Origin of the sequence: Amycolatopsis sp. NPDC049691, assembly GCF_040675005.1 — a bacterium.
Taxonomy (GTDB): Bacteria; Actinomycetota; Actinomycetes; order Mycobacteriales; family Pseudonocardiaceae; genus Amycolatopsis.
Genome location: NZ_JBFANX010000003.1, coordinates 232,936 through 245,042 on the forward strand (window position 1 = coordinate 232,936; position 12,107 = coordinate 245,042).

Sequence of the window (12,107 nt, forward strand, 5' to 3'; positions counted from 1 at the left end):
GACCGCGGCCTCCTTTGGACCGTACTCGTTCACCGCCTCATCCCCTCCGCGTACGGTGCCGCGCCCGGGCCTGCGACAGCTGCGCGCCGGCGCCGAACGTCGAGTCAGCTCGCAGAGCCGAGCAAACCCGCCCTTCCCAGCAGGACAGAGATCTGTTCGGTCGCGAGCGTCATGGACGCAGGACCACGCAGGTCTCCGTCCGCGTGCGGGTGGAGGCCGAGTATCGTGGCTTCGGCTTGCTGAGGCGCCGATTCGATCGCACCGCGCAAGAGATCCTGGGCCGCGGCCAGGAGATCAGTACCCCAACGCTCTACCGCCTCGTCACCAGTATCGATCTCCTCCGCCCCTTCGGTTCCGGTGAGCAGCCCGTCCTCGGCAAGCAGATCCAGGCTGGACTCCAGCCACGGCTTCCCGTCTCCCAGCCGCACCCGCCGGGTGACCGGGTCGTACTCCACCCGCACGCAGTGCTCGGCCCGACGCAAAAGCAGATCCTCCAAACCACCGTCCCACGTCGATCGCTCCAGCTCGACCCAGCCCGCGCCGGACAGCGTCGAGCCCACGACGTCGAGGACCGAGTCCGCGTACTCGGCGAACCCCGTCGCCCCGTACAGCTGCAGGTATGCCTCGGCAACTTCACTCTGGTCGGTCAAGGCGCCTGACGTCTGGCCGGCTTCGATCAACGGCGACAACAGAGGGTCGAGCTCCGGCTCAACCGTCTCCACGCAGCCTCCGCGATGGCACCAGTCCGGCCCCGGGCAGGAAAGCGTCACACGGTGCGCAGCGTCGATCACATCCGTCCCCGCTCGCGACCGGGTGACGCACAGCAGATGACTGTGGAGCGGACCCGGATATCCCGACAGCCCTTCGTGAGCGTGGAACGCTCCACCCGAAACGTAGAGAATCAAGCCGCTGGCGCTCTCGTGCGCCCAGCCCGCGAGGGCGGCTCGGGCAGTGACCAACACTCCTGCGTCCGAAGTCGGATCCCACGCGTCGAGCCGCCACCGTCGGCTGAACCGCCAGTCCCCAGCCACCACGAGGGCTTGCGCTATCACCTCGGGCGAGTCATCAATCACCCGGACACCGCCGAGGGTCGCGCACGTGGCCAGCAGCTCGCTGGCGATCCCAGGATCGTGTGTTGCCGGCACGGGCCCGGTTCGTTGCCGGGACCACCAGCACGTCTCATCGGGAACGAGTGCTTCGTTGGCTGCGGCGTCAAGAGGCAGCTCACCGAGTACTCCCTCGGCGCCAACGGTGCCTAGGACAGCGTGCAGCACCATTTCCAGCTCGCCGATTCCACCGGCGAGCACCGGGACATCGGGGCGATCTTCGCCGTCGGTGGGCAGCTGGATGGAGACCTCACCGAGCTCGGGGAAGCCGGCGATCGTTAGCGAGACCGATGGCGGCTCGTCCTCGGCGCTGGTCGAGGGCATCGGACGGCCGTCGCGGTCGATGGTGGGAATCCAAGATGGCCTGCGCTCGTGCCGACGCTTGATCCGCTCGAGCTCGTCGAGCAGTTCGCCCTTGGTAGGGTACGACCGCAGGAACCCCGTGGCCGCCGGGCGGACCAGCTCAGCCAGCTCAGCCTTGGACAGCTCCTCGGGGTGTTCAGGAATGTCGATGACCACCTCGGGCTTGGCCACAGCAGCAAGCTGCGCTTCGATCGCAGTGGCGAACCGGGCGGCGAAATCGCCCCGTGTCGTCTCGAACGCGATCCTCGCAGGCTCAATGTCGATGTCGGCGCCCGCGAGGGTCGAGAGCATCGACTCCAACAAGGCGTTCTGCGTCACCGGGCTCAGCATTGGCTCAACATACTTGATCAGCGAGTCGCCGGAGACCGGGTCAGGCGAATCGGACGGCCGTTTTCAGCAGGCCGGGATCCCCGCGGAGTTCTTTCAGCCCGACCGTTTCCTGGGGGATCCGCGCGCGCTGATGGAGCAAGTCCGTCACGGCCTCGTGCATGTCTTCAGGGAGCCAGGCGGTCAGTGCGGGTACATCGATCGACCCGCGGCTGGATTTGTCCGGCCGGGCGGTGCCGTGGTCAAGCAGCCGGCGGTAGAGCGACTCGGCCGGGCGCACTGGGGGCAATCCCAGGCGTGCCGCGGTCGCCGCCGCGCCACAAGCTGCTCTGAGGCCGGCGACGTCGAGATCGCCGAAGTAGTACAGCTCGTGTGGCTGCGGTTGCAACAGCTCGACCGCGGCGATCCCGACCGGGATCTGGTTTCCGCTTCCCCAGCCGAGGTGCAGGGCCGGTCGGCTCGCCGGGTCTAGGCTGCGGGCGATGGTGAGCAGAGACTGGAATGTCGCGTTGTTCTCGGCAACCAGCAGCCGGACAGGTCCGACGCCCGGAACGAACTGGGACGGGAACAGCAACGGTGGCGGGAAGCAGGCCAGCAGGTCCAGGGTGAGCGCTCCCGACGTGAAAAGCCGGTTCGGCAGAAGGGAACCCAGCATCTTCTCGTCGTCGAGCAGCTCCAGCGAGCGTTCTTCGATCGGCACACGTTCGGGATGCGGGTTCTCCCGCAGCCAGTTCGCAACCCGGTCAAGTATGTCGAACTCGTCAGGTCGCTGGGCAACCGCAGCCGCGGCGGCCAGGGCCTCCGGCCACACTCGTTCGGTGCCGGCTGGTTGGGGTTTGGTTGCGGCGGTTGGCTTTCGCACCCAGCGCGGCAGGGTCGGGCGGGCGCGGTCGTCCCAGCCAGCCGCCGTTTTCGGTACCACGATCAATCCATTGTCGGCCAACTGCTGCACCGCGTCGGCAATCTTGTGGCGTGCGGCGGGATCCCCGACCAGCGAAGGACAGCTGGTAGTCGCTGCGCGCATCAGGTCGGACATCTCGATCCGCTGTTGTGTCTGCCCGGCAATCCAGGTGGCGAGCAAGCCGGGCAATGCGACCGTCATCGGGCTGCCTCAGGCGGTCGCTCCGTGTGGGCCACTCGCACGCCTTCCACTGACCGGGTGCCGGCATCGCCGTTCTCTTCCCCGACGATGTAACGCCGGTTCCGGGTCCGTCCCGGCCGGTTGTCCAGCCGGATCACCGTGGGGAAACGGGACACCGCATCGGGGTCTTTGACCCCGGTCGTGTAGACCAGTTGCACCCGATGGGCCGCAGCAACCGCCCGCTGCAGGGTGACGAGGCTGCCGTGTGAGGCGCGGCCGATGGGATTGTCCAGCAGCAGGACGCCGCCGGATCGGTCACGACGTCCGGCGTTGGCTGCGCGGAGCGCGGCTATGGTGCAGTACAACGCGACGCACACTGTCAGTTTCTCGCCACCGGACCACTTGCCGAGGCGGGTGATGTCCTCGGTGGTGGATACCACATCGAGCGTCGGCTTCAGGACCTTCACCCGGAATCCGGCCGGGCCCGCGGCTTCGTGGACTGCGTCCTTCAGCAGCGGCAGGCCCTCGGCCTTGACCTTGGCCTCGATCCGCCGCTCGATGACGCGGTCGACGTAGGTGCGCAGGTCCGCTTCACTCGCCGGCACTGTGAAGCCGATCCGCAAGACCTGTTTGCCGGACCAGCCGCCCAGGTGAGTGGTGACACGGGAGTACCGCTCGGCCTTGCGCAGCGTTTCCAGAGTGCTCGACACCAGGTGGGTGAGTGAGTCGACGATGATCGCCTGATCCTTGGCGATGCCGGCCAGCTCGCCCTCGATCATCTCCGCGCGCAGCCGCAACTGCCTGATCAACGCGCCTGCCTGCTCGGCAACGACCTCCTCGGGGTCGTGCACCAAGCGGTCCTTGGCGGGCGTGGCGACGGTCTGGAAGCGGCTGCCGATCGCCCGGAGATCACCGACTGCCCTGGTGCGGGCACCAACCTTGACGTTGTGCCGTTCCCGGGTGTCCAGCACGTCCTTCGCCACGGCCGCTTTTCGTGCACGTGCCGCGTCTTCGTCCCCATCGAAGGCCAGCGCGGTGCGTTCGCCCGCCTCCGGCAGGCCATCGGCTAGCAGGAGGAACGTGTTTGCGCGTTCTTTGAGCCCGTTCTGCTGCTCCCGGATGGCGGCAAGCTCCTTTTCAGCGGCAATCCGCCGTTCGACGGCGGCCTGCCCGATCCGTTCCTGCTCGGCCGCGAGGGAATCGGCGTGCTCCGCATCATCCGGTTCGGTCGGCAAAGCCCGTCTCGGCGGTTCGAGACGGCGCTGTGTGATGGCCTTCAGTTCCGATTTCCGGTTCTTCGCCTCGGCTTCGGCTCGCCCGAGTGCTGTCAGCGCATCGCTTCCCCTCTGGCGGGCGTCCGCCAGCGCTGAGGCACGGTCCGCGGCTGTCTGGCCACGTCTGGTCAGAAGCAGGGAATCGGCCTGCTCGACGACGCTCCCGTCTGCCTGGGCGAGTGCGGCGTTCACGTCGGCGAGCTGGCCTCGGATCACGCGTTCACGCTCGGCGAGGACGGATTGCGCCGCCTGCACCGCCCAGGCACGCTCGGCGTCCTCGTACGTCGCGCGCAAGGAATCCAGCAACACAGTCTCGTCGTCCTGGACCTCGAGCACCGCGTCGAGGAACCTGACCGATTCCGCCTCGGCTGTGCGCTGCTCGGCGGCCAGGTTCTCGCTGTTGGCCGCCGCAGCTGCGGTCACGGCGCGCGCCGAGGCCGCCTCCCGTTCGGTCTCGTGGTGATCGGCTTGTTCCATGGCCTGGCTCGATCTGCCGTTGGCCTCTTCCAGGACCTCACGCCAGGTGCCGGCGGCAGCCACCTTGGGTATCAGGGTGGCGAGCTGCGCGCGCCGCTGGGCAATCTCGGAGAGCGCGGCGGTCGTGTCCGTCTCCAGCTGGGCATCCGCACGTTCGGCGACCTCGAGCGCTTCGAGTTCCACAAGGACCGCCGACACCGACTCGCCCAGTTCACCTAGCGTGCGATCGAGATCGGCGATCCGCCGCTCCAACGCATCAAGGTGGCCGGCCGGGCAGTCCGCGAGGAACTGCGTCAGGTCCGCAAGCAGCGTCCGGTCGCGGTCACGATCCGTCATCAGCGCCGTACGTTCGCGCTCGTGGTCGGTGATGCGTGCGTGAATGCGGTTGATCGCCGCCTCCGCGACAGCCGTGTCCACGAGACCGCGGTGCAGGCCCGTCCACACAGGGGTGACCGCCGGGACGGGCGAACCGGTCGCCCGGGCCACCCGCGACGCGTCGGCAGCGGTGTACAGGCCGACGAGCGCGGTTGTCGACGCATCGGCTTCCAGCAGGGTGAGGGCAGCATCCTCCGCCTGCTCGGTCGCGACGACGACACCGAGACCGACACGCACGAGATCGGGGTCGCCCAGCAGCTCGCTCAGGCGGGCGTCGGCCACCACGGACAGCAGGTGCGTCCAGCCGGTCTCTGAGGCGATGCCCTGACCGGACAGGATCGTCCGCACGCGATCAGCGTCCAGCGTGGTGGGCAGGAGCCCCGTGCGGGCCTGGGTTTCCGTGGCCCGGCGATCTTCCATTCGCTCGGCTTCATGGCGGACCAGAGCCAGGTCCGCGCCGACGATCTCGTCGGTGAGGCGCCTTGTCAAGGTGTCCGCTTCGGCCCAGATGTCGGCTGGGACATCGCCACTTGCCTCGGTGAGGTCGAGGACCCGCTGGTCGCCGGACAGCGCCGCCGATCGATCCGCGAGTGCACTACGCTCAGCAGCCGCTCGGCCACGGTCGGCGTCGAGCTTGGCGATCTCGCCCGAGAGCTCCGTTCGCCGATCGGCCAGCCTCTGCCGGGCCACCGGGCGTTCCTGCCGACTGGCCCGGACGTCCGCGAGGGTGGTTTCCTGGGCCTCCCACCGATCGGCCAAGGCCGCGTCGTGAGCACTCGGGTCCGTCGCGGCGTCCGGCAGCGCACCGGCCAGGACGGCCGCTTCGATGTCCGCGGCGAGTGTGTCGAGCTTGGCCTGTGCGCCGGCGGCTTCCTGATCGGCTTTCCGCGCTTCGACGCGGAAGCGTTCGGCTTCGGCCTTGTGCTCTCGGGCGCTCTGTTCGGCTTCTCCTTGATCGTCGCGGGCTTGACCGGCCGCCTCCGCGTGTTCGGCAGCGAGGCTCAGCAGGCGAGTTCGCAGACGAGCGGCGTGGTCGTCGTGTTCCCGGCGTTGCGGTGCGGTGCGGGTCCGTTCCTCGGCGGCTTCCCGGGCATTGGCGTCGAGGTCGGTCTCGAGCTTCCGCTTCGCCGCGAGGTGACCGGCGACTTCCCAAGCGGACACAGTCTCGTTGGCCGCATTGACGGCGTCTCGTGAAGCAGCTTCCTCTTGGTCGGCCTCTTCGACCCGGAACCTCGCGCCACGGAGCTGGTACAGATAGAGCAGGTCATAAGCAACGCCTTGCTGCTGATCGGCGACGCTCCTCCGCCGGTCCACTTCACCGGCGCGTTCTCCGAGTGCATCGGTCCTGATCTGCGCCTCGGACCTGCTCGCCACGAACGCTGCGGCGAGAGCATGAGCCGCATCTTCCGCCCTGTCGAGGGCGTCCTGCGCCGCGAGTACTTCGGCATGCACAACCTCCAGGCGCCCAAGGCCTGTCACGGATTCGAGGCAGAATTCCCGCTCCGCCTTCTTCGCCGGTTTCGTCTGTAGCAAGGAAGCGATGGACGAAAGGCGTTGAGCCACGTTGTCGGCGTCTTCGGGCGCGGCGGTGAGCTCGATGAGCAGATCGATGAACTGCCGGGCCGAGGCGAACTTGAACATGTCCTCGACGCCGCCCTCGACGTGGTTCATCTGCTTCTGCGTGCGGAACAGCTCCGGATCCAGACTGCGGTTGACCAGCGCCGTCGTCCATTCGTGCTGCCGGCTGGTGATGACCAGATCGGCAGCCTGAGGGTGGGCGGCAGCCGCTTCCCGGACAGCGGCGAGGAAGGCGTTCTGCCGGAGTGGCGTCCCGGACTCGTCGGAGAGAGGCAGACGACCGGGCTCCAGAACTCCGGGCACCGCGTAGAAGGCGTAAAATGAGATGTTCAGCTTGTCCCTGGCCTTGTCCGCGTCCGCAGGACGGCGAAGATCCGCCCACTCGTACACCGCTCCGGTGACGAGCACGTCCTCCGCCGCGCCGTCCAGCGTTCCGCTGGTCGCCGGGTGCCAGACCGCGATGGTGTGCGACGTGTCGCCGGTGTCCACGTAGTCGGTGAGGCTGCGCTTGGCGACGCGGCCGAGGAAGTCGTTGGCGTTCGGCAGAACGAGTGCGTAGAACAGGGAGAGCAGGGAAGATTTGCCGCCGCCGTTGCGCAGCCACACGACACTGTCGGCTGGCGTGACCGCGGGGCCGTCCGGCGCGGTGAAGTCGAGCGCGAGGTCGGTGAACCTCGCCGAGCGCTCGCCGACCGAATGCAACCGGAGTTCCGCGAGGTGGTAGGTCAATCGTCCTCCTCGTCGAGTGGCACCGGTGCTACTTCGTTCCGCCGCAAGTGCTCGCCGCGCCCGATCGCGGCGAGGACGGTGTACGCGGGCTCGCTCGCCATGTCCTTGACCTGGATGCGGAACCGCTCGGTCAGGACCCAAGCGCCGCCGCTGGTTTCCGGCCGCGCCATGCCCTGCTCGGCGAGCCAGGCGAGGGTGTTGCGCACCCAGTACAACGTGCACTTCGGTGACAGCCGCCCGGCGCCACGGCCGCGCTCACCGACCCGGTGCGCCGGCTTCTCGTGGTAAGCACGCCACGCCTCGTCCAAGCCTTCGTCTGGGATCGGCTCACCGGCCGCGTCGCGCCCGCGAAGCCGGTCACACGCGGCCCGCAGCCACTGCTCGAACTCGGTTTCCGGGATGCGCCGGACCCGCTCCTCGTCCAGGTCCGCCGGGCTGGGGTAGGCATAGGCCGCGATGCCGACCAGGACGAGACCGGCGAGCAGGCGGCCATCGCGCGTGGCGGCGTTCGGCAGATCGGCCACCCGGAACGCGAACGGCGATTCCGGGTTGACGCCGAGCACCAGCCCGAAGTCACCGTCCGACAGCACCCGCGTGTCCAGGCCCTGCAGAACCGCGTCCGTGGCGAGGCGGAAGTCCGGCTCGGTCCGGTACCGGCCGAGCACCCGGCGGTACTCGGGACTGCGGCCGGGGCGCTGGTTCGGCTGTAAGGCGAAAGCCAGCAATGTCCCGAGATCGGTGTGGTCGGCCTGGGTGAGCGTCATCGTCGTCCACCTCGCTCGGTCACGGGTGCCGGGTCGGCATCGCGCAGGGCATCCGGCTGCGCCACCACGATGAGGTCGTCGCCGTCCCAGCCGGTCAGGTCCAGGCGAAGCCCGTCGGCATCGGCGGCGGCCCGCGGACCGAAGATGCTCGCCGCGAGATCGGCCGACTCCGGGCGTCCGGTCTCGGCTTCCTCCGGTGCATAGCACCACAACGCCGCCAGTGCGACGATCTCCGCCGTAGCCTGCCGGTCTGCTGTTTCGTCCGGCGCCGTGAGTGCTTCGGCCAGCAACGCGGAGAGGCGGGCGGGCAGGCCGACGTTGCCCACGACGGCTGCGGCGGCCTCGACGACTTCGGGCACGATCGTCGGCGGGTCAGCGTCGCCGATCTCGTCGGTGTCGGCGCCGGGATCAGTCATGGCCGGCTCACGCACCGACCACAGGTCTTCGACCAGCCGATAGAGCCGCGGCAGTTTCGGTGGTCGCGGGCCGGTGATATCGGACAACCACCGATCCGTGACCTCGAGCGCAACGGCGGTGGGAAGTCCGAGCAACGGGTTCAGTACCTCGACGGCCAGGTCCGGCAGGTAGCCGAGGGCCGGAGGACGGAACGCCTGCCTGTCCTGTTCGTCGAGGAACACGCTGCGGGCCGTGATCACCCGGGCGTGAAGCGCCTGGTGTCTGCGCGCGCACTCGGTGAGCAGCCGCGCGATCCGTGCCGCGGCCGCGGTCACCTGCGCATCCTCCGCTTCAAGTGACTCCCTGACCTTGGTCAGCAACCGGTGTTCGGATTCCAACCTGCCCGCGATGTGGTCCCGCGCCAGTTCGAGCCGCTCGGGCACCTGCTTTGCCCACTCGTCGAGCACCGACCGCAGATCGCGTCGCGTGTCCTTGATCAGCCGGGCCAGGTCCTCCGCGAGCGACACTGACAACAGGCGAGCCCGCACGGCCGCCTTCTCGGCAGCGTCGAATGCACCCTTCGCGAGCTGGCGCTCCAGCATGAGTTCGTTGGCGATCTGCTCGTCTTCGACATCGAATTCGAGACCGCCGACCAGCGCGTTGATCGCGTCCCGGGTCGCGTTGACCACCACTTCCCCGCGGACCGGATCCTCCCGTTCCACCAGCAGCCGGAACTGCACCTGACGCTGCCGGTGTCCGCCGCGATCGGTGTGGTCGCTGATCCGGTAGGTGAACGGCGCTTCCTGCGCAGGCCGGTTCAGCAGCCCGCCGATCGTGAATTCGGCCACCCGCCGGTGTTCCTCGCCAGACCTCCCCGGTGCTGCACGGCGGGCGAGGATTGTCAAGCCGCCGACCAGATCGTCGTAGGTCGCCTCCTCGTCGAATCCCTGCCGCGCGATGACCAGGTCGATCGCGGCGAGCGCGAGGGTCGTGACGTCGTAGCTGTCAGCCGGCCAATCCTGCCGACCGGCCGCCAGCACCGCCTCGACGATGGGCCGCGAGCGAAGCAGCGCAGCCACCCTGGCCGGGAATGTCGGATCCGATGGCGGCAGGTCCGCGAGTTCCTCCATCCGTCTCCCCCGTCCGACGCCCCTTCGCGGCCGTCACGCAATCCGGATCAAGCTTCCCCACGAACACAGCTTTGACCGCCGAATGCAGCAATGATCACGACGACAGTTCTCATTCGCATCAATTCCCCTTTGGATCATGGTGCGTGTGCGCTGTCGTCAAGCAGAGCTCCGCTGTTACGTACGGGGCGCCTGCCGTGACCGGATCGTTTCAACTTTTCGCCGAATCGGCCCACCGGAACACACGCCTTGTCTTCCACTCGACGGTGATAGCGGACCGCGAGCCCTACGGCCGCCAAGCAGGTCGGTGACACTGAGTAACTTCAGAGCTCGGAGCACATCGGATCGACACTGTGCTGGCGGTGGCTGAACTCCTGGACGAGGAGCGCACCTGCCCGGCTGAGCCGAGGCCCTCAACTGCTTGGAGAGCCAGATGCCTCGCGCCCCATGATTGATGGCCTGCACAACGAGTCCGGTCGAACGGGGGTTCGCTACCCGTAGACCAGCTGTTCCGCGGCCGAGAACCCGAAAGCGCTTCCGGCCCACTCCGACGTGCGTGGAGACGTCGTCCAGCACGACGACCCCGCGGTCAGGTACTCGATCCGGACTGGGATGTCCGACGGGGTGAAGCGAGGAAAGCCCAGAGTGCCGCTCGCTGTGATGGTGCCGTCCGCGACTTGGGTGGCGGTAAACGACGTGAACTCGGCAGGCTGGATCACGACGACGTCCGCTGTACTCGCTTTGGCCAGCGCGAGGGTCCCGTCGGCGGGCACGCAGTCGGCCCGGTGGTGGCCCGACCGGACCGGGGTCGGGTGGCCCGGTACCGCCCGTTAGCGTCGGTCACTGGCTGGACGTCGCGCTCGCTGCAGAAGTCGCCAGCATAGTAAACGATGCCAACGGGCACACTGCACCAGGAACTGGCGGTCGAGGTGACTCGTCGTGACCAGGGCCAGGTCGTCGACGAGGCCCTTGCCGGCGCTGGACGTTATACATCGCCCCCGTGCGAGCACTCACTGCGCTGAATGAGCGAATGCTGCCGGACTCACCGTCATACGTCCTCCGAAGACGCATCCGGTCATCGTGATCCCGAATCGACCACTCGCAGAACCGGCGCCGCCTCCAACCGGGACCGCAGACCTGCTCGCGCAGTGGATGGCCACCGGCAAGCCCACCCGCACTTCTCCCCCACCCGACCACAGCGACGGACTCCAGTTCGCCTTCTACGGCCGAACCTCGACTACCCGCCATCAAGACCGCGTGTCGTCACAAGGCTGGCAGCGTGACATGGCCAACGGCCTCGTCGCCGGCAATGGTCAGATCGTCGCCGCGTACTTCGACGCCGGCACCTCACGCCGCGTCCCATGGACACAACGACCGCACGCCGCGCGGCTCATGGCTGAGATTGCTGGATCAGACAAGACAATCGATGCGATCGTGGTCGGTGAGTACGAGCGCGCGTTCACCGGCTCCCAGTTTGCCACTCTGTACGCCTGGTGCGTCCGGCACGGCGTCCAGCTGTGGCTGCCGGAAACAGGAGGTCCGGTCGATCTCGGCAACCGCGACCATCGGGCGCTGATGTCGCTGCTGGCCACTCAGTCACAGCGCGAAGTGCTCCGTGCCCGCCATCGGGTGCTGGCGGCGATGCACAACCAGGCCACCCAACAGGGCCGCTACCTCGGCGGCCGACCACCCTACGGCTACCAGCTCGTCGACGCCGGCCCGCACCCCAACGCCGCCGACGCCCGCTGGGGACGGCGGTTGCAACGACTCGCTCCTGACCCGCGCACCGCGCCGCACGTGGCATGGATGTTCCGCCAGCGTCTCACAGGGCACAGCGTCGCCAGCATCGCCCGACACCTCAACGAACGCGGTATCCCCTGCCCGTCCAGCGCCGATCCAGACCGCAACCGGCATCGAACCCGCAGTGCCTGGACCCTACGCACCGTCGCCGTCATCCTGGCCAACCCGCGCTACACCGGGCGCCAGACTTGGAACCGCCGCGCCACCGGCACCGAAGGCCCAGCCTCAACGCCCGCGCTGTCGGCGAAGGCCGCCCATCCGGCGCTCGTCACCGAACAGGACTTCGTCGCCGCGCAGCAAGTCCGGGCAGCGCGCCCCGCCGGCGACGGTCAGACTCGTCGATTCGCCCTCGCCGGGCTCATCCACTGCAGCGTTTGCAACCGGCGGCTGGACTCGCACTGGAACCACGGAAGACCGACATACCGCTGCCGCCACGGCCACACCAGCACCCAACGCGCGAACCAGACACGACCGAAGACCCTCTACATCCGCGAAGACCGCCTCGTCGACGAGATCCACGTCCGGCTCGGCGTTCAAGACTGTGACGGCCACGCCACGCTGGAGTCAGCTCGGACACGAAGCAGCCGCGTCGCGACAGCGATACGAGGCTCGGGACAGTTCATCGTCTGCGACAGCGCAGGATGGCGACTGCAGGAGATCGATTCGAGCTAGGCTACGATCACCCCAGATTCACGATCGCGTTTCGCGAT

6 protein-coding genes are annotated in these 12,107 nt (G+C 68.1%); 1 reads left to right on the plus strand and 5 read right to left on the minus strand.

The window, feature by feature from the left end; genetic code table 11:
• Positions 1–104: 104 nt before the first annotated feature.
• Genes AB0J40_RS08185 through AB0J40_RS08205 form a run of 5 tightly spaced genes read right to left on the minus strand, consistent with a single transcriptional unit; the run spans position 105 to position 9,600 of the window.
• Positions 105–1,799: a hypothetical protein gene (locus tag AB0J40_RS08185; protein ID WP_364449254.1), complete on the minus strand. Its 1,695-nt coding sequence runs from the start codon at positions 1,797–1,799 to the stop codon at positions 105–107.
• Between the two features lie 40 nt (positions 1,800–1,839).
• Positions 1,840–2,898, minus strand: coding sequence for a hypothetical protein (locus tag AB0J40_RS08190; protein WP_364449257.1), 1,059 nt, complete (start codon positions 2,896–2,898; stop codon positions 1,840–1,842).
• Positions 2,895–7,310 (minus strand): hypothetical protein, encoded by a 4,416-nt coding sequence (locus AB0J40_RS08195; RefSeq protein WP_364449260.1) that lies wholly within the window; start codon positions 7,308–7,310, stop codon positions 2,895–2,897. The genes AB0J40_RS08190 and AB0J40_RS08195 overlap by 4 nt, the downstream gene beginning before the upstream one ends.
• The gene (locus AB0J40_RS08200; RefSeq protein WP_364449262.1) at positions 7,307–8,074 is read right to left on the minus strand and encodes a hypothetical protein; all 768 of its coding nucleotides are present in this window, start codon (positions 8,072–8,074) and stop codon (positions 7,307–7,309) included. The genes AB0J40_RS08195 and AB0J40_RS08200 overlap by 4 nt, the downstream gene beginning before the upstream one ends.
• On the minus strand, positions 8,071–9,600 hold the full coding sequence (locus tag AB0J40_RS08205; RefSeq protein ID WP_364449265.1) for a hypothetical protein: 1,530 nt from the start codon (positions 9,598–9,600) through the stop codon (positions 8,071–8,073). Before AB0J40_RS08205 ends, AB0J40_RS08200 begins: the two co-directional genes overlap by 4 nt.
• A gap of 1,149 nt (positions 9,601–10,749) precedes the next feature.
• Between AB0J40_RS08205 and AB0J40_RS08210 the strand changes: the two genes are divergently transcribed.
• The gene (locus AB0J40_RS08210) at positions 10,750–12,069 is read left to right on the plus strand and encodes a recombinase family protein (RefSeq protein ID WP_364449268.1); all 1,320 of its coding nucleotides are present in this window, start codon (positions 10,750–10,752) and stop codon (positions 12,067–12,069) included.
• Positions 12,070–12,107: the final 38 nt, after the last annotated feature.

Bases quoted from the DNA above. Each gene is read 5' to 3' on its own strand.
- AB0J40_RS08200 (WP_364449262.1), bottom strand. From the start codon at position 8,074: ATGACGCTCACCCAGGCCGACCACACCGATCTCGGGACATTGCTGGCT.
- AB0J40_RS08190 (WP_364449257.1), bottom strand. From the start codon at position 2,898: ATGACGGTCGCATTGCCCGGCTTGCTCGCCACCTGGATTGCCGGGCAG.
- AB0J40_RS08205 (WP_364449265.1), bottom strand. From the start codon at position 9,600: ATGGAGGAACTCGCGGACCTGCCGCCATCGGATCCGACATTCCCGGCC.
- AB0J40_RS08185 (WP_364449254.1), bottom strand. From the start codon at position 1,799: ATGCTGAGCCCGGTGACGCAGAACGCCTTGTTGGAGTCGATGCTCTCG.
- AB0J40_RS08210 (WP_364449268.1), top strand. From the start codon at position 10,750: ATGGCCACCGGCAAGCCCACCCGCACTTCTCCCCCACCCGACCACAGC.